This window comes from Nocardia spumae (assembly GCF_020733635.1).
GTDB lineage: Bacteria > Actinomycetota > Actinomycetes > Mycobacteriales > Mycobacteriaceae > Nocardia > Nocardia spumae.
In genome coordinates this window covers 2,477,956-2,498,960 of sequence record NZ_JAJFZL010000001.1, presented here as the reverse complement: position 1 = coordinate 2,498,960, position 21,005 = coordinate 2,477,956, and the positions used below count along the sequence as shown (strand labels likewise).

The following is a 21,005-nucleotide window of genomic DNA, read 5'->3' as shown; positions in this document are numbered from 1 at the left end:
ACAGTCGAGATCGATCTCACAGAATCGGAAACCGATTCCGCGGCGAATTACAGGCGCCCGTTGATCCGCTGCGGAGTCACGCGGACGATCACTCGCTCGGCGTCGTCCACGGAGGCGGGATTGAATTCGGCGTACGGCTGACCGGTGTACTTCGCCGACAGCCGATCGGGCATGGCCCGCTCCGGATCGGGGGTGATGGTCGCGGTGCCGCGGATCTCGGCATACAGGTACGGGGCGTCGGGCGGATTGATCATGACTGTCACTCGTGGATCGCGCACCACATTCTTGTACTGCGCACGCGCCACGGTGGTGGAATACACCAGCTCGTCGCCGTCCCGATCGAGCCAGATGACGGTCAGATGCGGCTGCCCGTCGCGGCCGATCGTCGCCAAGGTGGCGAAAACCTTTGTGGTGTCGAGGATCTTCTTCAATTCCGCCGAGAGTTCGATGCTCACCTCTATGGCGAACCCGCCGGAGCCGGTGGTCATTCCCGACCCGGCCGGATATCGCGGATCTATGCTGCGACCATGCGACGAGCGGTGCTGCAGGTGCTGACCGTATTGGTGACGGTTGTCGTGGCGGGTGCGGTGGCGGCGACCGCGGTGGCCGCCGATCCGTATCGGGCCGCCGGGTCGGTCGAGGCCCGCTATCTGGAACCCGGCCCGTGGCCGGTCGGCGAACACTATCGCTTCGGCTGCTGCGACAGCACCGGCGCCGCCTACGACGTCTGGTATCCGGCGAATCTGCGTGATCGCGATGTGCGTCATCCGATCGTCACCTGGGGCAACGGCACGGCCGCGGAGCCCCGGCAGTACGCGTATCTGCTGCGGCATCTCGCGTCCTGGGGTTTCGTGGTGATCGCGACCGAGAACCGCAACACCGGTTCCGGCGTCGATATCGCCGGGGCCGCACGCTATCTCGTCGATCGCGCCGCCGATCCCGCCAGTATCTTCCACGATCGGCTCGACACCGCGGCGATCGGCGCGGTGGGCCATTCCCAGGGCGCCACCGGCGTCCTCAACGCCATGATCGGCGCGGGCGGCGCGATCCGCACCGCCGTGCCGATCGAACTGCCCACCCAGGCGGTGTGTTCGAACAGGTTGAGCTGCACCGATACTCACCACCTCAGCGCGGGCTCGGTGTTCTTCGTCAACGGCTCCGACGATGCGCTGATCTCTCCCTCGCAACCGTTGTGGTCACTACCCGGGTTGCAGTCGAATCAGGACTACTACCGGGCGACCCCCGCCACGGTGACCAAGGCGTGGGGCACTCTGATCGCCGCCAATCACAACGATGTGCAGGGTCAGCCCGACTGCGTGCGGGCATCGCGTCCGTGCACCACCGGGGTCTACGGCTATCTCGGATATCCGACGGCGTGGCTGGTGGCGCGGCTGTGGCGATGCGCCGAGGCGGTGGCCGCGTTCGAACCAGGCACGGGCGAGTTCTACGCACCGAATCCGCACTGGGGCAATCAGATCGGCGCCAACGCGGCGTGAACCGTCAGTAGCCGGGGGCGTCCTGGATCCAGCGGAAGCCGTGGCTGCGCTGCGGCAAGGCATCCGGATCCTGGCGGTGCAGGGTCAGCGTCACGGGGCGGCCCTCCAGCTCGCCGGTGAACCGCAGTACGTCGGGTCCCTGCTGGTCGTAGTGGAAGTCGCCCAGTGGCGCCGGGGCCGCCCCGGGCCGGCGCGGCGGTGCGACCAGCGCCAGGTGCCGTGTCCCGGTATCGACCTGTGCGCCGGTCCGGACCAGGGTCCCGTCGACGCGCTGGTAGTGCATGACGCCCGGATAGTCGAAGACGATGCGCTGCCAGCGTGCGGTATCGGTCGACAGCGGCGGTACCGGTTGCCCGTCCCGGGTGAATTCCTCGACCTTCCAGATGCCGTACAGCGGCGGTTCGGGACGACCGGGGCCGCGATCCCACAGCTGTGTCCCGACGTGGACGAGCGCGACCCCCACCCAGATGCCGATCCCGGCCTGTACCAGCGCCGCGATCAGCCGCGACCGCGGAGTCCGGAACGGGTAGGGCGCCGTCGAGCGCCCGACCGGACGATCGAGCACCAGCACATCGGCCAGCCGCCGGGCCTGCGGAGCCAGCAGCACCAGCGATATCAGCAGCAGATGTCCGGACAGGATCTTGACCGGCACGTCGAAGGTCATGTTCAGCACGAAGACTTGCGCCATGCTGACCAGGGCCAGCATCGCGCCCACCGTCGCGGTGCGCGGAACGAACAGCAGCACCCCGGCGAGTACCTCCGCGGCGCCGAGAAGTATCTCGTAGGCCGGGCTCATCCCGACCTGGCTCCACAGCACCGCCATCGGGGTCAGATCGCCGAACGGCGTCAGCAGCGTCGACAGTGCCGGTTCGGGCATCTGGGTGGGGATGACCTTCGCGAATCCGTAGTTCAGCATCTGTGCGCCCAGGCACAGCCGCAGAAAGATCAGAAACCATCCCGCGAGCCGCCGATAGTCGCGGCGGCGGCGATCGAGCACCGACCAGACCAGTGTGCCCGCGACGGCCACGACCAGGACGCAGAACACCAGCACCCACAGGATGGTCTGATCGCCGCTGCCGTTGGGGCTGAGCACCGGACGCACGCCGAAGACCGTGCGTCCGGTCCATTCCAGCACCGGACGCAACAGCCGTCCCTGCCACAGCACCGCGTCGGAGTCGAGCCAGGAACCGAACCAGCCGGTGAAAGCGAAGACGACCTGCGGATAGCTCAGGCAGAACAGTCCGAGATAGAGGAAGGTGAAACGGAATGCGATGCGGGTGAGCGGATTCCAGCCCGGCCGGGCAGGCTCCTCCGGCTCCGCCGCCGCCGGCACGGGGTCGGCCTGCTCGACGATGACACTCACTGCTCTCCGGCTCCTCTCCGCTCCCCGCGCCCGGCGGTGCCGGTCCCCTCGTGGTCGCGCGTGGATCCTGTCCGAACCCTACGAGCGAGAGCGGCGGAAGTCCTCAGGGCCCGACCCCTATTCCGGACTCCACCTCGAGGCGTACGTGCCACCACGACGGTGCGCGAGGATATCCGGCGCACCCTGGGCAAACCGGGTCCCGCTGAACGGAACGGCGGAAGTTTCGGGCCTGATTTCGTTCCGCGCCGTACTAGAACGCGTTACATTTCATCCCATACGCCTCCGGCGCCGCGTCCACCCCTGCGCCCGGCCGCGTAATGAATTGGCGCACAAAAACTTTCATCCAGCAGGAGGTCCGACATGGCGACCGAATCCGAATCCGATCCGGGGCAGCGCCGACAACTGACGACCAGCGCCCGCGATCTCGACGAGCTCGCCGAGCGGCTCACCGGATGGCTGACCGAACGCGTCGACGGCAGCGCCGTGCCGGTCGTGTCCGGCCTGTCGCGGCCCCAGGCCGGCGGGATGTCGAGTTCGTCGGTGATGTTCGATGCGAACTGGGAGCGCGACGGCCGCGCCGAGGGTGGCTCGTACGTGGCGCGGATGGCGCCCGAGGACGATTCGTTCCCGGTCTTCGAAACCTACGATCTGGATACCCAGTACGCCGTGATGGCCGGTGTCGCCAAGCACTCCGATGTGCCGGTGCCGCGGCTGTGCTGGCGCGAGCCCGACGAATCCGTACTCGGCACACCGTTTTTCGTGATGGAGCGGATCACGGGCCGCATTCCCGAGGACAATCCCCCCTACGTCTTCGTGGGCTGGCTGTTCGACGCCACCGCCGAGCAGCGGATGCGCATCACCCGCGGCACCGTCGATGTCATCGCCGCAGTACACGACATCGCCGATCCGGCGGCGAAATTCCCGGCCCTCGCCGGCCCGGACTCGTCGCTGCGCCGCCACTTCGAGGCGCAGCGGGAGTGGTATCGATGGGCGCTCGCCGACGACGGCTATCGAATTCCGCTGCTGGAGCGCGGCTTCGACTGGCTCGAGCAGCATTGGCCGGCCGATCCCGGTACCGACGTGCTGAACTGGGGTGATGCCCGGCCCGGCAACATCATCTTCGACGAGTTCGACCCGGTCGCGGTACTGGACTGGGAGATGGCCACTCTCGGCCCGCGCGAACTCGACGTCGCGTGGCTGATCTTCATCCACCGCTTCTTCCAGGACATCGCGACCCGCTTCGATCAACCCGGTCTGCCGGACTATCTGCGCCGCGACGACGTGGTCGCCCTCTACGAGCAGCGCACCGGATATCGGCTTCGCGATCTGGACTGGTATCTGGTCTACGCCGCGCTGCGCCACGGCATCGTGATGGCACGCATCAAGCGCCGGATGATCCACTTCGGCGAGGACACCGACACCGACGACCGCGACGACTACGTGATGCACCGAGCGGCGCTGGAAGCCCTGCTCGACGGCACCTATCAATGGGATTGAGGAGATAGATGACAGACGGACGTCCGGCGCACCACGCGCCGGTACCCCTCGACGAGTACCCGGTCCATCAGACACCGCTGTCGCTGGCCCGCGCGGCGACCACCGACCGCAACTTCTACGACCGCAGCTACTTCAACGCCCACGACCGCAGCGGCGGCACGATGCTGGTCACCGGCTTCGGTGTGTATCCGAATCTCGGTGTGGTCGACGCCTACGCCGCGCTGCGCCGCGGCGACACCCAGCGCACCGTCCGCTTCTCCGATGCGCTCGGCGCGCGCGATCTGAATCTGAGCGTGGGCGGATACCGCATCGAGGTGGTGGAACCGCTGCGGCGGGTGCGGGTCGTCTGCGAACACGACGATCTGAGTCTCGACCTCACCTGGGAAGGCTCGTTCCCGGCGGTCCAGGAACAGCCGCATCTGATCCACACCGGCAGCCGGCCGATCATCGACGCTTCGCGTTTCGCACAGGTCGGAACCTGGTCGGGCACAGTCTGTGTCGACGGCACCGATATCGCGGTCGATCCGGATGTCTGGCTCGGCACCCGGGACCGGTCGTGGGGTATCCGCCCGGTCGGCGAAACCGAACCGGCGGGGCGGGATGCGAGCGAGCCCGCCGGCGGCTTCTGGTGGCTGTACGTTCCGCTGCGCTTCGACGACTTCGCGATCGTGGTGATCGTGCAGGAGAATCCGGACGGCTTCCGCACCCTCAACGACGCGGTGCGGGTATGGCCCGACGGCCGGGTCGAGCAGCTGGGCTGGCCGCGGATCCACATCGACTACCGGTCCGGCACCCGCATTCCGGTCTCGGCCCGTCTCGACATGACAGCCGGGGACGGCTCGCCGCTGACGGTGGAGATCCGCACCCACACCTGCGTTCCGCTGCACATCGGCTGCGGATACGGTGGCGATCCCGATTGGCTGCACGGTCAGTGGAAGGGCCGCGACTGGTCCTCGACCAGTACCTACGACCTCACCGATCCGGCGGTGGCCGGGCGCATTCCGTGGGGTGTGATCGACCATGTCGGTCAGGCCCGCTGCGGCGACGCCGAGGGCTGGGGGTTGTTCGAGCACGCCAGTCTGGGCCGCCACGACCCCACCGGCTTCGCCGATTGGACCTCGGTCGCACCGTGACCGGGGGCCCGCCGGCCGTTCCGCGCGCCGTGGCCGATGTGAGCCGAGTCTCGGGTAGCCTGCGACGGATCGACGCCGGGCCGTCGGCCCGGCTCCGACAGCGAGAGGCAGGCACGATGAGCGGATTCCGTGTTTCGCGCGATACCGCCGGGGTTTCCTCCGATCGGACGGCGCGTTCGCGCACCGCCGCCGGATTCGTCCTGGCGGCCGCGGCGCTGATCGGTACCGCACTACCGATGGCCGCGGCACCCGCCGCCGAGGCCACCACCGTCCCGATCATGACCGTGTCGATGGCGGGTTCGGCACTGAGCCCGATCAGCGCCGCCCTCGTCGGCTGCTCGCAGAACGCGGTCGCGACGGTGCACAACCCCGACGGCAGCCCGGTGACGCACGGAACCGTCGATTTCTTCAGTCACCTCGACGGGATCAGCGGCAATATCGTCGGCACCGCGCCCGTGGTCGACGGGGTGGCCAGTATCGGCTGGATGCCCGATCGGGCCGGACAGCACATCGTCAGCGCGGTGTTCTACGACGGACTTCCCGAGCTCTCCCCGGTCGCCGGATTCACCCGGGTCATGACGGCGGCCCCGATCGGTATCTGCCCATAGGTCGTCGCCGGGGCGGCGTCAGCAGCAGGCGACGGCGACGGTGATCGCGCCGAACGCCGATTTGGGTACCAGCAGCCGGGGCCGTTCGCACCAGCGACGGCATGCCAGGAGTGCGGCGGCCTCGGCGACGCTGCCGGTGCCGACGCTCGTCGCCGTGCGGGCGGCCGGATTGGGGACCTCGATCCGGGCGAGTTCGGTGGCATCGAATCCGAATACCGGCACGCCCAGGACGGCCGCCGCCGCGACCATACCCGCCGCACCGGCGCGTCGATCGATCGTGGCCAGGCCACGAATCGGACTGTCCCCCAGGACCGTCCGAACGGCGGCCACGATCGCATCACCGTCCGGATCGGGTCGTGCCCCGACGCCGACCACGACCGGGGCTCCGATACCGTACCTGCCGGGAATACCGCGTCTAGCGGGCCGGCGCATGCGAATCACCCGCCGGACGCGCCGCGCCGAACCGCGCGCACGCATCGACGAAACGTGCTATCGCCGTGGGGTTACCGGCCGGATGGGTGTGCAGGTAGGAGGCGTGCACCCGACGACGCAAGGCACCTTCGCGGACCGGCGCCTCGCTGCGCCAGCCCCAGGCCGGATCGCTGGTTCCCGCGTCCACCAGCCGGGTGCGGTGGAATTCGTGGCCGCGCACACGTTCCCCGGCCCGCCACAGCGCCGAATCCGACAGGGCGACCGCATCCCGGTAGCCGAGAGTCAGGCGGGGACCGAATTCCGCGGTCGCGTCGAGCACACCGGCCATCCGGTGCCCGTCCAGCGTGCGAGTCAGATACAGCAACCCGGCGCATTCGGCGTGGATCGGCATCCCGCGCTCGGCGGCATCGGCCACCGCGCTCAGCAGCGGCGCGTTGGCGGCCAGGTCGGCGGCGTGTTCCTCGGGAAATCCGCCCGGTAACACCACACCCGTTGTGCCCGAGGGCAACTGTTCGTGCAGCGGATCGAACACCGCCACCCGGGCACCGGCCGCGGTGAGCAGTTCGCGATGTTCGGCGTATCCGAAGGTGAAGGCGGGCCCGCCCGCGACGGCGACCACCGGCCGGGAAACGATCGCCCGCTCCGGTGCGGTGGCGGCGAGTTCGGCGACCGGATCCCAGGCCGGACCGTCGATCCGCACCGCGGCCAGCCGGGCCACCGCGTCCAGATCGATGTGCGCGCCGACGAGTTCGGTCATGGCCTCGACCGCACGGTGGGCCGCGGTGCCGTGTTCGACGGCGGGCACCAGGCCGAGATGCCGTGCCGGAACGGATAATTCGTCCATGCGCGGCAGAGCGCCGAGCACCGGCAGGCCGACGCGCGCACAGGCACCGCGTAGCACCTGTTCGTGACGGGGGCTGCCGACCCGGTTGAGGATGACGCCGCCGAGCCGAATCCCGCTGTCGAAGGTGGCGAATCCGTGCAGCAGCGCCGCCAGGCTCTGACTGTGCCCGCGCGCGTCGACCACCAGCAGCACCGGCGCACCCAGCAGCGCGGCGACCTGCGCGGTGGATCCCTCGGCGATCGGGGCCGGATTCTCCGCATCGATGCGACCGTCGAACAGGCCCATCACACCTTCGACCACCGACAGATCACACCCCGCGCTGCCGTGCCGGTACAGCGGCACCACGCGCTCGGCCCCGACCAGCACCGGATCCAGATTGCGTCCGGGCCGGTCGGCGGCGAGGCCGTGATAGCCGGGATCGATGTAGTCCGGCCCCACCTTGAACGGCGCGACCCGATGGCCCGCCCGGCGCAGGGCTCCGATCAAACCGGTGGCCAGAGTGGTCTTTCCGCTTCCGGAGGCGGGGGCCGCGATCACCACGGCCGGCGTGTTCACGGGCACGCGGTCACCATTCGATTCCCCGCTGCCCCTTGCGCCCGGCATCCATCGGGTGTTTCACCTTGGTCATCTCGGTGACCAGATCCGCGGCGTCGAGCAGCGCCTGCGGCGCGTCGCGCCCGGTGATCACCACATGCTGGTTACCCGGCCGGGTCACCAGAGTCTCCACCACGTCGTCGACATCGACCCAGCCCCACTTCAGCGGATAGGTGAATTCGTCCAGGACGTAGAAACGATGCTGTTCGGCGGCGATCCGGCGGGCGATCTCCTGCCAGCCCGCCAGCGCCGCGGCGGCATGATCGTCCTCGCTGCCCTGTTTGCGGGTCCACGACCAGCCCTCGCCCATCTTGTGCCATTCGACGGGACCGCCGGAACCTGTTTCGGCGTGCAACCGGCCCAGCGTGCGGAACGCGGCCTCCTCGCCCACCTTCCATTTCGCACTCTTCACGAACTGGAACACCGCGATATCGAAGCCCTGATTCCAGGCCCGCAACGCCATGCCGAAGGCCGCCGTCGATTTACCCTTGCCGGGGCCGGTGTGTACCGCCAGCACCGGCTGATTGCGCCGCTGCCGAGTGGTCAGCCCGTCGTCGGGGATGGTCTCCGGCACGCCCTTGGGCATCGCTGCACTCTCCTTCTCCAGCCACTACGGCATCACATTTCCACACCGGCGATCTCCGGCACGCCGAACCCCGCGCCGGGACACGGGATCAGGCCGCCAGCCGCCCGTGCGGCAGCCCCGACTTCACCGCGGCGGCCACCGACTCGCCGGTCAGCTCGGCCAGGCGCAGACAGGTGGCGCGCAGTTCACGGGCGAATTCGGCGGCCAGGCCGAGCCGGACCATGCCCCGCTCGCAGTCCACCACCACACCGGACACGCCATCGCGCGCCAGCAGCCGGGCGGCGGCACGAGCGCGCGGAATCGGATCGGCGCCACCGGTGGCCCGGCCGTCGGTGAGCAGGACGACCATCGCCCGGCGGCGCGGATCGCGGAGGTGTTCGCGGGCCACCACCTCCCGGGCCTTCAGCAGTCCCTGGGCGAGCGGGGTTTTGCCGCCGGTGCGCAGATCGGCGAGGCGGCGGACCGCGATATCCACCGATGAGGTCGGTGGCAGCACCAGCTCGGCCTCGGCACCCCGCACCGTGATCACCGCGACCTTGTCGCGCCGCTGATAGGCGTCCCGCAACAGGGCCACGACCGCGCCGGTCACCGCCGACAGCCGATCCCGGGCGGCCATCGAACCGGAGGTGTCGACCACGAACACCACCAGATTCCCTTCCCGCCCTTCGCGATACGCGCCGCGCAGATCGGCGGGTTCGAGTGCCAGCGGACCCTCGGTCCGGCCGCGGGTGACCTGGTGCGGTGCGGCGGCGAACAGGGTGCCGAGCAGATGCAGGCCGGTGGAGGTGTCGGCGACCGACCGCACCACCCGGCCGTGCCGGGTGTGCGCGCGTGAGCGCCGGCCCGGGGCGCCCTCTCCGACACCGGGAATCTCCCAGTGCGGCGGGCGCGCGGCCGAATCCGCCGGAGCCGCGGCGGCGCGCTCGCGGGCGCCCCCGCCGGGCGAACCGTCGGGTCCGTCGTCGTCGGGACCGTCGGGATCGGAATCTCCGGACGGTGCCGGATCGAGCGGACCCGTCCCGCCGGTATCGGACGGAGCGTCCTCGCCCTCGGATGCGCCGGTGCCACTACCGGATTCACGATCCTCCGGCGGGGCGGGCCGATCCGCGTCGGAGCGGGCCTGTTCGGCCTCCCGGTCGGCCTCGCGCATCGCGTCGTCGAGCTGCTCCTCGGTGATGCCGGGTTCGTCGAACGGGTCGCGCCGCCGCCGATGCGGCAGGGCCAGTTCCGCGGCGACCCGGACGTCTTCGGCTGTCACACAATCACTTCCGCGCCACGCCGCATGCGCGGTCGCGGTGCGCGCCACCACCAGATCCGCACGCATACCGTCGACGTCGAAGGCCGCGCACAGCGCCGCGATCCGGCGCAGTTCGATATCGTCGAGTGCCACCTCGCCGAGCCGTTCGCGGGCACCGAGGATCCGATCGGCGATGTCACGATCGGCGGCGGCGTAGGCAGCGGCGAAGGCCGCCGGATCGGCCTCGTAATCCAGACGGCGGCGCACCACCGCCATGCGGATGTCCACCTCCCGGGAGGCGGCGACATCGACGGTGAGGCCGAACCGGTCCAGCAGCTGCGGCCGCAGTTCGCCCTCCTCCGGATTCATCGTGCCGACCAGCACGAATCGCGCGGGATGCGAATGCGACACCCCGTCGCGCTCGACATGCACCCGTCCCATCGCCGCCGCGTCGAGCAGCACGTCGACGAGATGATCGTGCAGCAGGTTGACCTCGTCGACATACAGCACGCCGTGATGGGCCGCGGCCAGCAGACCGGGCCGGAACGCCTGTTCCCCATCGCGCAGGACCCGTTCCAGATCCAGCGACCCCACCACCCGGTCCTCGGTGGCGCCCACCGGCAGTTCCACCAGCCGCGCCGGACGCTGCCCGCGCTCGTCGGAGACCGGGGGCAGCAGCTGCGCCAGCGCCCGCACCACGGTCGACTTCGCGGTGCCCTTCTCCCCGCGCACCAGCACGCCGCCGATTCCGGGATGCACGGCGCACAGCATCAGCGCCAGCTGCAGCTGCTGCTGTCCGACCACCGCGGAGAACGGGAATCCCGCGTCGGCGTCACGATCGGAGGACTCGGCGGCGGCCGGTGCGGCATCGGCTCGGAAATCGGACACGAGCCCACTGTAGGCGGGCGGAATTCCGTTCTCGCAGCCACCCGTCCACCGCGGACCTGCCCGACAGCGCGCTCCCGGACCGCGCGATGGCCTGGTCGGGCGCGGGGACGACGCCACTGCCACCGCGACGCTCGGCGGGCACCTGGGTGACCGCACGGAATACGCTGTGCCCGTGCGGGATTTGACGCGGGGATTCGGATATCTGGTGCGGGGACAGCGCTGGATGGCTACGCATCGGCGGCAGTTCGGGCTGGGCATGCTGCCCGGCCTGCTCGCCACGGTGCTGTATCTGGCGGTGCTGGTGGCGCTGATCCGCTACGCCGGCGAGCTGGTGACCTGGGCGACGCCGTTCGCGTCCGACTGGTCCTCGCCCTGGCCCGCGACCTTGCGCGGCTGCCTGGCGGTGCTGCTGGTCCTGCTGGGACTGTTCCTGGCGGTGATCACCTTCACCGCGGTGACGCTGGTGATCGGACAGCCGTTCTACGAGGCACTGTCCGAACAGGTGGACCGCTCGCTCTCGGCCGACGGACAGGTACCGGAATCGGGGCTGCCACTGTGGCGGGAACTGTGGATCGGTATCCGGGACGGGGTGCGCGTACTCGTGCGCGCGGCGATCTGGGGAGTGATCCTGTTCGCCGCCGGATTCCTGCCGCTGGTCGGCCAGACGGTCGTGCCGGTGCTCGGGGTCTGCGTGGCCGGATTCTTCCTGGCGCAGGAGCTCACCGCCGTCGCCATGCTGCGCCGCGGGATCGAGCTGCGCGAACAGCTGGCTGTGCTGAGGTCCCGGCGTCTGCTGGTGTGGGGCTTCGGAATTCCGCTGGCCGCCACATTTCTCGTGCCGTTCGTCGCGGTGGTGCTGATGCCGGGTGCGGTGGCCGGCGCCACGATGCTCGCGCGCGAACTCTGCGCGGCCGATGCCGACGCCGCCTCCCGATCGCGCGACTGAGATCTCGGCCTGTCGTCGAGCCGGTCTCGCGGCCGAATGCCACGAGACCGGACCTCGTCCGGGCGGGGACGTCCGCCCGAGCTCAGCCTCGGCGCATCGGGATGTGCGCGATGCCGTCCTCTTCGTACTCCTCGCCGTCGGGCTTGAACCCGTGCTTGGTATAGAGGTCGACCAGATAGGTCTGGGCGTTCAAACGCACTGTCGCCGAACCGGCTTCGGCGATGGCGGCTTGCAGCACCCGGGTGGTGTACCCGTGCCCGCGGGCCTCCGGCGTGGTGCACAGCCGGCCGATCCGGAACGACTTCACCCCGTTGTCGTGCTCCTCGAGCAAGCGCAGGGTGCAGATGATCTCACCCTCGTCGTCGAGCCAGAAGTGCCGTGTCTCGGCGAGCAGATCGAGCCCGTCCAGTTCCGGATAGGCGCATTTCTGCTCTACGACGAACACTTCGACGCGCAATTTCAACAGCTTGTACAGCGTCGCGGTATCCAGATCCGCGGCCCACGACCGTTTGAGCGCAACCGTTGACATCATCGCGTCTTGCTATCACATGATTCAGCTGTGCGCGACCCCTGCGGGGATCGGCGTGTTGTCGCCCAGGTTCAGCGCCTTGGTCGACCAGTCCCACACTTCGTGGAACAGCGCCTGATTCTCCGACAGTTTGACGCCCAGCGAGGGCACCATTTCCTTGAGTTTCGGTGTCCAGTCGGCGTATTCGTCGGGGAAGCACCGCTGCATGACATCGAGCATGGCGCTGACGCACGTCGAGGCGCCCGGCGACGCGCCGAGCAGGCCCGCGATACTGCCGTCCCCGGAGGTGATCACGGCGGTGCCCAGTTCGAGGACGCCACCGGCGCCCTTGCGGCGAATGATCTGCACGCGCTGACCGGCGGTGATGAGCTCCCAATCGTTGCCCTCGGCGCGGGGGATGAACTCCTCCATGGTGTCGACCTTGCCCGCCGGAGACTTCAGCAGTTCGCTCACCAGGTACTTGACCAGGCCCAATTCGGTCACCCCGACACCCAGCATCGGGGTGACGTTTCCGGGGCGCACCGACTTGAACAGATCGCTGAGTTTGCCGTCCTTGAGGAACTTCGGCGTCCAGCCGGCGTAGGGGCCGAACAGCAGGCCCGGCTTACCGTTGATCACGCGAGTGTCCAAGTGCGGCACCGACATCGGCGGTGCGCCCACGGCGGCCTTACCGTAGACCTTGGCATTGTGCTTGCCGATCAGCTCCGAGTTGGTGCAGCGCAGGAACTGGCCGCTGACCGGGAAGCCGCCGAAGCCCTGGATCTCCTTGATCCCGGCCTTCTGCAGCAGCGGCAGCGCGTAACCACCGGCTCCCACGAAGACGAATTTGGCGTTCAGGGTGCGTGCGGCGCGGGTGCGGGTATTGCGGACCTTCACCGTCCAGCTGCCGTCGGACTGCTTGGACAGGTTGCGCACCTCGTTGCCGAAGGCGATCTCCACGCCCGAGGAACCCAGGTAGGCCAGCAGCTGCTTGGTGAGCGAGCCGAAGTCGATATCGGTGCCGGTCTGCGTCCAGTTCAGCGCGACCGGCTCGGCGAAGTCACGACCCTTCGCCATGAGCGGCAGCCGCCGGCTGAATTCCGCTGCGCTGTCGATGAATTCCATCCCCTCGAACAGCGGATGGCGAGACAGCGCCGCGTGCCGCTTGCGCAGGTACTCGACCCCGTCGGCACCGTGGCAGAAGCTCACGTGCGGAATCGGGTTGATGAAACCCGAAGGGTCGGCGAGGATGCCGTTCTCGGCGCCGTAGGCCCAGAACTGGCGCGACACCTGAAAACGCTCGTTGATATCGATCGCCTTGGTGATGTCGACCGAGCCATCGGCCTGCTGCGGCGTGTAGTTCAGCTCGCACAGCGCCGAATGGCCGGTGCCCGCGTTGTTCCACGGGTCACTGCTCTCGGGGGCGGCCGCGTCCAGCCGCTCGAACATGGTGATCGACCAATCGGGCTGCAACTGACGAAGCAGTGCACCGAGGGTGGCACTCATGATGCCGGCACCGATGAGGACTACATCGGTCTTTTCAGTCATCGCAGCGTTCGGCACGGGTTGATCGACTTCCTTGTCCAGCGCGGGCACTTGTGGGCGGGAATGAGGTTACCCGCCGTTCACTTCAACTTGATTCTGCCCCTCACCATGCCCGTTTCCGAAAACGTCCACACCACGAGTCGGTACGCGGCGCACTGGACAAGCCCCTGAGCGGGTCGAATATCGTGGAGCTGTGACGAACGAGACGCCGTTGGCCCCCTCGACGACCCACGCCTGGCAGCCCGATGTGCTGGGCGAGGGATACCGGCAGTTGACCATCCCGCTCGGGCCCGATCCCGACGGTGAAGGTGAGGTGGCGGCCACGCTGGTCCGCCACGAATCCGACAGTGCGGAGCCGGCGGCCGGCGCGGTGCTGTACGTCCACGGCTTCACCGACTACTTCTTCCAGAAGCATCTGGCCGAGCACATGAGCGGCCACGGCTACCGCTTCTACGCACTGGATCTGCGCAAGTGCGGCCGATCCCGCCGCCCCGGCCAGACCGCCCACTACGTCAGCGATCTACGCCTCTACGACGCCGAACTGGATCGGGCGGTCGAGATCGTGCGCGAGGAGACCGGATTGCCGGTGCTGCTGATGGCGCACTCCACCGGTGGTCTGGTGCTGCCGCTGTGGCTGCACCGCCGCAACCTGGAGTCACCGGTCGCCGAGCAGGGTCTCACCGGTCTGGTGCTCAACAGCCCGTGGTTCGATCTGCAGGGCCCGGCCTACTACCGCAGCGTCGGCACCGCGATCATCGGCGGGGTCGGCCGGTTGCGGGCCATGACCCGGCTGCCCGGCGGTGAGCTGAGTACCTACGGCGACAGCCTGCACGCCAGCGTCTCCGGCGAATGGGACTACAACCTGGACTGGAAGCCGCTGGGTGGATTCCCGGTTCATCTGGGCTGGCTGCGCGCGATTCGCCAGGGGCATGCGCGCCTGCATCGCGGTCTCGACATCGGCATTCCGGCGCTGATCCTGCGGTCGAAGGTGACCAAGTTCATGCGCAGCTACGGCCCCGCCGCCGACGTCTCGGATGTGGTACTCGACGTGCGCCAGATCCAGCGCTGGTCGGGATGTCTGGGCGGGCGGACGAACATCGTGCCGATCGAGGGTGCGCGCCACGATGTGTTCCTGTCCGCGCCGCCGGTGCGCGCACAGGCGTTCACCGAACTCGATGCCTGGCTGGGCTGGTTGCGCGATCACCGCGGCCGCTGACGGCCGCGGGCGTCACCACAGGCCGGAACGCAGCACGATCTCGGTGGCGAATTCGTGGTCGGCCTTGACCGGCACCTCGGCGGTGTCGACCTGGGTCACCCGGAATTCGCCGTAGACGTGGCGGCCGCAGGCGTCGGCGACGGCGCGCGGCAGATCGTCGGTCGCGATGACCGTGGTGGGCAGTTCGACCGCCGGGCAGCTCGCATCGGCGGCGGCACCGTCCACCGCGACGGCCGGATGGGGACGACCGGCGACCACCAGGCCGACGAAGCGGCCGAATCCGCGCGCGCCCAAGTGCCACGCCAGCTCGGCACCGGCGCCGTATCCGGCGAGGTTGGCCCATGCCACCCCGAGGTCGTCGAGGATCGCGTAGACCCCGGCCTGATCCAGGCCCTCGATCGTCTCCGGGGTGATGGTGCGCAGATCGGAGTTGTGCAGGCGCTCGCACACGTGGTCGTAGACGTCGGCCGGAGCCCCGGCGTCCGGTAGCAACAGCACCGTATGCCTGGACTCCGGCCCGCCGACTCGTACCGTCCAGGCGCGGTCACCGACCGCGATTCGCCGGGTTTCCATGCCGATCCACGCTACACGCGGGCGGAGCGGCGCAGGACATGTCTTCGGCCACGTTCAGGGGCCGGTGATGACCCGATCGCATCCGGTGTGAGGTAGGCGGCGGCCGCGCCGTCAGTACCCGACGGTGAGGCCGGGCAGGTCCGGCGGCGCGCCGATCGTGATCAGCCGTTCGAGCGCCCCGATGTCCAGATGCTGTTCGACCAGGTCGGCGAGCAGGTCGAGCTGGGCGCCGCGCACCGCGTCGACACAGGTGTCGGGAGCCACCACGAAACCGGTGCGGCCGGCCCGGCTCGCGGCGTCGCGCAGCCACGCACGCCGGAAATCGTCCGATTCGAGCAGTCCGTGCAGATGGGTGCCACGGACGGAGCCGCGTACGCTGCCCTCGGCGCCGGCGCCGGTCTCGCCGGACAGTTCCACCCATGCCGGATCGCCGCTGCGCCGCACCCGGCCGTGATGAATCTCGTAGCCCGACACCGGGACTCCCGCCACCGCCGCGTCGGCGGGCGCACCTCGGCCGCCGCTGCGGCGCAAGATCTTCGGATCGGCGAATTCGATCTCGAGATCCAGCAGTCCCAGTCCGTCCACCGCGCCGGCCGACGATTCCACCTCGTCGTCGATCCGATGGGCGAGCATCTGATATCCGCCGCAGATCCCGAGCAGCGGTTTCCCGGCCGCGGCGTGCGCGGCGACGGCGGCGGCGATGCCGGTGCGGCGCAACCAGTTCAGGTCCGACACCGTCGATTTGCTGCCGGGTAGCACGATGACGTCGGCCCCCGCCAGGCGCGAGGGTTCGCTGACCCAGCGCACCGACACCCCCGGCTCACAGGCCAGGGCCTCGATATCGGTGGAGTTGGAGATGCGGGGCAGCCGGATCGCGGCCACGGTCAGCCATTCGGCACCCAGCGGCGGCCGGGGACGGCCGACCGGCGCGTCGGCGACGGTTCCGAGGGAATCCTCCGCGTCGATCCACAACTCGTCGGAATACGGCAGCACGCCCAGTGTCGGACGGGCGGTGCGGGCGGTGAGCTGATCGAGTCCGGGCCGCAGCAGTTCGACGTCACCGCGGAACTTGTTGATGACGAACCCCGAAATCAGCTGCTGATCCTCGGGTTCCAGAATCGCGACGGTGCCGAACAGATGGGCCAGCACTCCACCGCGGTCGATATCGCCGACCAGCAGCACCGGCAGCCGTGCCGCCCGTGCCAGGCCCATATTCGCCAGATCGGTGGCCCGCAGATTGATTTCGGCGGGTGAACCCGCGCCCTCGCAGATCACCACATCGAAGTCGGTACGCAGCGCGGCCAATTCGGCGGCCACCACCTCGCGCAACCGCGAGCGGTGCCGGAAATAGTCGCGCGCACCCACGGTATCGACGGCGACGCCGCGCACCACCAGCTGTGAGCGCCGATCGCTGCCGGGCTTGAGCAGCACGGGGTTGAACCGCACGCTCGGTTCCAGGCCGCAGGCGCGAGCCTGCAGTGCCTGTGCTCGGCCGATCTCGCCGCCGTCGAGGGTGACGACGGAGTTGTTGGACATGTTCTGCGCCTTGAACGGCGCGACCCGTACCCCGCGCCGGGCCAGCATCCGGCAGATCCCGGCCACGACGACGCTCTTGCCGGCGTCGGAGGTGGTGCCCGCGATCAGTAGCGCGCCCTTCACCTCGGCGTTCCCGTCGCCGCCGCCACGGTTGTCATGGAAGCGTGAGGATTTCGGCGCCTTCCTCGGTGACGACCAGGGTGTGCTCGAACTGGGCGGTCCATTCGCGGTCCTTGGTGACCACGGTCCAGCCGTCGTCCCAGATCTCGTAATCGATGCCGCCGAGGTTGATCATCGGCTCGATCGTGAAGGTCATACCGGTTTCGATCACCGATTCGATGGCCGGCTGGTCGTAGTGCAGGATGACCAGGCCGCTGTGGAAGGTGGGGCCCACGCCGTGGCCGGTGAAATCGCGGACCACGCCGTAGCCGAAGCGGTTGGCGTAGGACTCGATCACGCGGCCGATGACGTTGAGCGCCCGGCCCGGGCGGACCGCCTTGATGGCCCGCATGGTCGCCTCGTGGGTCCGCTCGACCAGCAGGCGCGCTTCCTCGTCGACGTCTCCGGACAGGAAGGTGGCGTTGGTGTCGCCGTGGACCCCGTCGATATAGGCGGTGACGTCGATATTGACGATGTCACCGTCCTCGATCACGGTCGAGTCCGGAATGCCGTGGCAGATCACCTCGTTCAGCGAGGTGCAGCAGGACTTGGGGAAACCCTTGTATCCCAGGGTCGAGGGGTAGGCGCCGTGATCGCACAGGTACTCGTGCACGATGGCGTCGAGATGATCGGTGGTGACGCCGGGCTCGACCGCCCGACCGGCTTCCTGCAGCGCCTGCGCGGCCAGCTTGCTGGCCAACCGCATCTTCTCGATGGTCTCCGGCGTCTGCACCCACGGCTCGCGACCCTCGTTGACGGTCTTCTTCCACGCGTACTCCGGCCGCTCGATCGAGCGCGGCACCTCGCGGACGGGCGAGAGCGTTCCGGGGACGAGTGGCTTGCGGGTGCGCACAGACATGTATTCAGACTATCCGCACCATAGGACGGCCACGGTCCCGACGCCGGAGTGCGGGGCGCTCACCGCCCGCTGCGCGCGACCGGCGCCTCGCACTTCGCGACGCCACTGACCAGATCGGTGTAGCCGTCGACCAGTTCGGCGAGGTGGTACCAGTGCTTGTGGGTGGTGTCGCTGCGAGCGCCGTCGCGGTCGATGGCGCGATTGGCGGCGACCCAGCTACCGGCCATGCGGTCGACCATCGGGCCGAGGATATCGGTCCGCAGCGCGACACCCGCGCGATAACCGGGTAGTTCGCTTTCGACCCACTCGTTGATGTCGTCGATGAGTTCGCTACGACGGCAGTCGATTTCCGCCAGCAGAATCGGATCCGCGACCTGCGCGCGACGCGCGTGCAGATCGGCCAGCGCTCGCGCGGACCGCAGCAGCTCCCGGTCCTGGAAACGCCGTCCCTGGAACGCGCACAGCAATTGCGGGGCCGCGGGTAACGCACTGGCTATCGAAGTGGTCATCGCCGCGCTCCGAAGATATCCGGATTCCGCATCGGTTGCACCGCCATCATCTGATCTCCGAACTTCGCTCGTCGGATCGGTGGTCCGACCTAAGAGTAGATGGGATTCTGCTCTTGCATATGCAAGAACGCAACATTGCGTCCGCATTGCCGGCACCCTGCGGTGATCAGTGCCGGGCGAATCGGTGAATATTCGCCCTGACGTGCATCTATGCCCTGAGAAGGACTGCGCTGGTGATCATTTCACGATTCGGTCACGGTAGCCACAACCCGTGTCGGCGCGTCGGCCGGCGGCGCTGCGCTCACCCTCGCGAGGACTCCAGGCCACGCAGCAGGATCTCCAGACCGCCGCCGAATTCCGCCGCGGCCGTGATCTCCCGAGCCCGCGCCGCGGTCTCGGTGAGATGCGGATAGTCCGCCGCCGGCAGCGCCGCGATCGCCGCGGTTCCGGAGCCCGCGATCGCGCCGTAGTGCTCGTTCTCCAGAAAGCCGAGCAGGAAAGCCACCAGCGTCCGCTGAGCTATCACGCGGTCACGCCCCCGGAACCCGCCCTCGGCGAGTGCGGCCAGAGTCGCCTCCATCCACCGCAGCGCGGCCGCGCTGGCATGCCGATGCCGCGGCACCAGCGGCGCCATCGCCGGATGAGCCGAGACCGCCGCGCGCATCCGCTCGAGCAGCAGGGCCAGGCGCGTGCGCCAATCGGCGTCGGCCGGGGTCGTCACCTCGATTTCACCCAGTACGTGGTCGACGATCAGCGCTTCCAGGGTGTCGCGGTCGGCGACATAGCGATACAGCGCCATGGTCGCCATCCCGAGTTCGGTGGCGACCGCGCGCATGGTCAGGGCGGACAGGCCCGCCCGGTCGATCACGGCCAGCGCGGCCGACGCCAGATCCGCGGTGGTCAGCGAACGAGGACGGGGCACGGATTGACAGCGTACAAGATACGCGCATACTTGTCGTAAGCGTACGAGATACGCCTAAACGCCGAGGAGTCATCATGACAGCACCCACCACGGTCGCGAACCGGACACTGATCGCCGTCACCGGCGCCGAGGTCGCGGTACCGGATCCGCATCGCCTGACCCATCTGCAATTCCGCCGCTTCGCCGGTTGCCCGATCTGCCATCGGCACCTGCGCACCTTCATCACCCGGCATACCGAGATCACCGCGGCCGGGATTCGCCCGATCGCGGTATTCCACTCCAGCGCGCGCGAATTGACCGAGTACGCCGAGGAGATCCCGCTGGAGCTGATCGCGGACCCGGACAGGGCGCTGTACCGGGAATTCGGGGTGGAGTCGGCGCCCCGCGCACTACTGAGCCCCCGCGCATGGCCGGGCATCGCCCGGTCGATAGCGACCGCCGTCGGCCCGATGGCCCGCGGCGAACAGCCCGCCCCCCGCGGCACACCGGAGGGCGGACGACTCGGCCTGCCCGCCGACTTTCTCATCGCCTCCGACGGCACGGTGGTCGCCGCCCGATACGGAGCGCACGCCGACGATCAGTGGTCGGTGGACGAACTGCTGTCCCAGGGCCGGGCCCACCGCCGGTGACCAGCGCCGGGATCAGGCGAACGTGGCGTGCATCTCCCAGATCAGGACCTCGCTGGGCGAGACTGCCGTGATCCGCCGGGCGCCGGCATCGGTGGTGCGCAAGGCGTCACCCGCGGCGAGGGTGAGCTCCCCGTCGGACCCGCCGCCTTCGACGATCACCGCGCCACGCGCGAGGAACACGTGGCCGGAGGGCGCCTCCGGCAGCCGGACCGAGTGGCCGGGGTCCAGCCGCGCCGCATGGAATGCCGCATAACGGTTTCCGAGCGTGATCGCGGTCTCCGCGCGGTGGCGCGCCAGCCCGGAGGCGACGGTGACGAGTTCGTTGCGCGCGAGTTCGGCGCGAATGTCGGCTTCCTGATAGCTCGGCCGGCGGCCGTCCTCGTCGGGCGGAATCCACATCTGGACCACGTGCAGGTCCTGGCGTTCGTGGCGGAGCGCGCCGTTGCGTTCGGAGTGCAGGATTCCGGCGCCGGCGCTCATCCGTTGCGCCAGGCCCGGATGGATCAGCCCGGAGTGGCCTTGCGAATCCTGGTGCACCACAGTGCCTTCCAGGACCCAGGTGATGATCTCGGTATTGCGGTGCTGATGGGTGTCGAAGCCGGCACCGGCCTCGACGATGTCCTCGTTGTGCACCATCAACAGCCCGTGCGCGTTGGCGGCGAGGTCGAAATTGCCGGTCGCGGGAAACGACTGCCGCGAGTCCAGCCACTCGTTGCGCCAGCGATACCGCTGTTCGGACCGCACGATCCGCACGGCTTCCGCCGTTGTGGGCGCCATATCGATCGACCTCCGTTCCACCGCGCTGTCCCCTCCTGCAATTGCCCGGCAACCGCCGATATTCCCATGCCCGGCACGACCGGATTCGGGGCCGGAGCAGGGCGGTATGCTCGCCCAACCGTTCCCGCATCACCGCGGAACGCGCTCG

General features: G+C 68.9%; 21 protein-coding genes. 7 read left to right on the top strand and 14 right to left on the bottom strand.

The window, feature by feature from the left end; all coding sequences use genetic code 11:
* Positions 1 to 47: 47 nt before the first annotated feature.
* Entirely contained in the window at positions 48 to 488 is a 441-nt protein-coding gene (locus LKD76_RS10840; protein WP_227980900.1) for a PPOX class F420-dependent oxidoreductase, read from the bottom strand.
* A gap of 39 nt (positions 489 to 527) precedes the next feature.
* On the opposite strand from LKD76_RS10840, the gene LKD76_RS10835 reads away from it, so the two are divergent.
* Entirely contained in the window at positions 528 to 1,496 is a 969-nt protein-coding gene (locus LKD76_RS10835) for a poly(ethylene terephthalate) hydrolase family protein (RefSeq protein WP_227980899.1), read from the top strand.
* Positions 1,497 to 1,500: 4 nt separating this feature from the next.
* Here LKD76_RS10835 and LKD76_RS10830 read toward each other — a convergent pair whose 3' ends face one another.
* Positions 1,501 to 2,859 (bottom strand): DoxX family protein, encoded by a 1,359-nt coding sequence (locus LKD76_RS10830; RefSeq protein WP_227980898.1) that lies wholly within the window; start codon positions 2,857 to 2,859, stop codon positions 1,501 to 1,503.
* Between the two features lie 360 nt (positions 2,860 to 3,219).
* Between LKD76_RS10830 and LKD76_RS10825 the strand changes: the two genes are divergently transcribed.
* From LKD76_RS10825 to LKD76_RS10815, 3 genes are all read left to right on the top strand, one after another.
* A complete protein-coding gene (locus tag LKD76_RS10825; protein WP_227980897.1) occupies positions 3,220 to 4,356 on the top strand; it encodes a phosphotransferase family protein in 1,137 nt (378 codons plus the stop codon).
* A gap of 8 nt (positions 4,357 to 4,364) precedes the next feature.
* Entirely contained in the window at positions 4,365 to 5,489 is a 1,125-nt protein-coding gene (locus LKD76_RS10820) for an Rv3169 family protein (RefSeq protein WP_227980896.1), read from the top strand.
* Positions 5,490 to 5,605: 116 nt separating this feature from the next.
* Positions 5,606 to 6,097 (top strand): hypothetical protein, encoded by a 492-nt coding sequence (locus tag LKD76_RS10815; RefSeq protein ID WP_227980895.1) that lies wholly within the window; start codon positions 5,606 to 5,608, stop codon positions 6,095 to 6,097.
* An 18-nt stretch (positions 6,098 to 6,115) separates the two neighbouring features.
* On the opposite strand, the gene LKD76_RS10810 is transcribed toward LKD76_RS10815, so the two are convergent.
* The 4 genes from LKD76_RS10810 to LKD76_RS10795 all read right to left on the bottom strand — a co-directional run bounded on the left by LKD76_RS10810 (position 6,116) and on the right by LKD76_RS10795 (position 10,561).
* Positions 6,116 to 6,529 carry a cobalamin biosynthesis protein gene (locus LKD76_RS10810; protein WP_227980894.1) on the bottom strand — a complete coding sequence of 138 codons (414 nt, stop codon included), beginning with the start codon at positions 6,527 to 6,529 and terminating at the stop codon, positions 6,116 to 6,118.
* The gene (locus LKD76_RS10805; protein ID WP_227985195.1) at positions 6,513 to 7,928 is read right to left on the bottom strand and encodes a cobyrinic acid a,c-diamide synthase CobB; all 1,416 of its coding nucleotides are present in this window, start codon (positions 7,926 to 7,928) and stop codon (positions 6,513 to 6,515) included. The genes LKD76_RS10810 and LKD76_RS10805 overlap by 17 nt, the downstream gene beginning before the upstream one ends.
* A 10-nt stretch (positions 7,929 to 7,938) precedes the next feature.
* A complete protein-coding gene (gene cobO / locus LKD76_RS10800) occupies positions 7,939 to 8,553 on the bottom strand; it encodes a cob(I)yrinic acid a,c-diamide adenosyltransferase (protein ID WP_227980893.1) in 615 nt (204 codons plus the stop codon).
* Positions 8,554 to 8,641: 88 nt separating this feature from the next.
* Positions 8,642 to 10,561, bottom strand: coding sequence for a VWA domain-containing protein (locus LKD76_RS10795; protein ID WP_227985194.1), 1,920 nt, complete (start codon positions 10,559 to 10,561; stop codon positions 8,642 to 8,644).
* Between the two features lie 289 nt (positions 10,562 to 10,850).
* Here LKD76_RS10795 and LKD76_RS10790 point away from each other — a divergent pair, with 289 nt between their 5' ends.
* A complete protein-coding gene (locus tag LKD76_RS10790) occupies positions 10,851 to 11,624 on the top strand; it encodes an EI24 domain-containing protein (RefSeq protein WP_227980892.1) in 774 nt (257 codons plus the stop codon).
* A gap of 82 nt (positions 11,625 to 11,706) precedes the next feature.
* Here the strand turns inward: LKD76_RS10790 and LKD76_RS10785 are convergent, their stop codons facing one another.
* Both LKD76_RS10785 and mqo read right to left on the bottom strand, forming a co-directional pair.
* Positions 11,707 to 12,156: a GNAT family N-acetyltransferase gene (locus LKD76_RS10785; RefSeq protein WP_227980891.1), complete on the bottom strand. Its 450-nt coding sequence runs from the start codon at positions 12,154 to 12,156 to the stop codon at positions 11,707 to 11,709.
* A 21-nt stretch (positions 12,157 to 12,177) separates the two neighbouring features.
* A complete protein-coding gene (gene mqo, locus LKD76_RS10780; protein WP_227985193.1) occupies positions 12,178 to 13,719 on the bottom strand; it encodes a malate dehydrogenase (quinone) in 1,542 nt (513 codons plus the stop codon).
* A gap of 151 nt (positions 13,720 to 13,870) precedes the next feature.
* Here mqo and LKD76_RS10775 point away from each other — a divergent pair, with 151 nt between their 5' ends.
* Entirely contained in the window at positions 13,871 to 14,893 is a 1,023-nt protein-coding gene (locus LKD76_RS10775; protein WP_227980890.1) for an alpha/beta hydrolase, read from the top strand.
* 12 nt (positions 14,894 to 14,905) lie between these two features.
* On the opposite strand, the gene LKD76_RS10770 is transcribed toward LKD76_RS10775, so the two are convergent.
* The 5 genes from LKD76_RS10770 to LKD76_RS10750 all read right to left on the bottom strand — a co-directional run bounded on the left by LKD76_RS10770 (position 14,906) and on the right by LKD76_RS10750 (position 19,451).
* Entirely contained in the window at positions 14,906 to 15,466 is a 561-nt protein-coding gene (locus LKD76_RS10770; protein ID WP_227980889.1) for an alpha/beta fold hydrolase, read from the bottom strand.
* Positions 15,467 to 15,577: 111 nt separating this feature from the next.
* The gene (locus LKD76_RS10765) at positions 15,578 to 17,125 is read right to left on the bottom strand and encodes a cobyric acid synthase (RefSeq protein ID WP_227980888.1); all 1,548 of its coding nucleotides are present in this window, start codon (positions 17,123 to 17,125) and stop codon (positions 15,578 to 15,580) included.
* Positions 17,126 to 17,156: 31 nt separating this feature from the next.
* Entirely contained in the window at positions 17,157 to 18,020 is an 864-nt protein-coding gene (gene map / locus LKD76_RS10760; protein ID WP_227980887.1) for a type I methionyl aminopeptidase, read from the bottom strand.
* A 59-nt stretch (positions 18,021 to 18,079) separates the two neighbouring features.
* Positions 18,080 to 18,529 (bottom strand): hypothetical protein, encoded by a 450-nt coding sequence (locus tag LKD76_RS10755; protein ID WP_227980886.1) that lies wholly within the window; start codon positions 18,527 to 18,529, stop codon positions 18,080 to 18,082.
* A 301-nt stretch (positions 18,530 to 18,830) separates the two neighbouring features.
* Positions 18,831 to 19,451: a TetR/AcrR family transcriptional regulator gene (locus LKD76_RS10750; protein WP_227980885.1), complete on the bottom strand. Its 621-nt coding sequence runs from the start codon at positions 19,449 to 19,451 to the stop codon at positions 18,831 to 18,833.
* 74 nt (positions 19,452 to 19,525) lie between these two features.
* Here LKD76_RS10750 and LKD76_RS10745 point away from each other — a divergent pair, with 74 nt between their 5' ends.
* Positions 19,526 to 20,080: a peroxiredoxin-like family protein gene (locus LKD76_RS10745; protein ID WP_227980884.1), complete on the top strand. Its 555-nt coding sequence runs from the start codon at positions 19,526 to 19,528 to the stop codon at positions 20,078 to 20,080.
* Between the two features lie 12 nt (positions 20,081 to 20,092).
* Here LKD76_RS10745 and LKD76_RS10740 read toward each other — a convergent pair whose 3' ends face one another.
* Positions 20,093 to 20,857 carry a pirin family protein gene (locus LKD76_RS10740; RefSeq protein ID WP_227980883.1) on the bottom strand — a complete coding sequence of 255 codons (765 nt, stop codon included), beginning with the start codon at positions 20,855 to 20,857 and terminating at the stop codon, positions 20,093 to 20,095.
* Between the last annotated feature and the right edge of the window lie 148 nt (positions 20,858 to 21,005).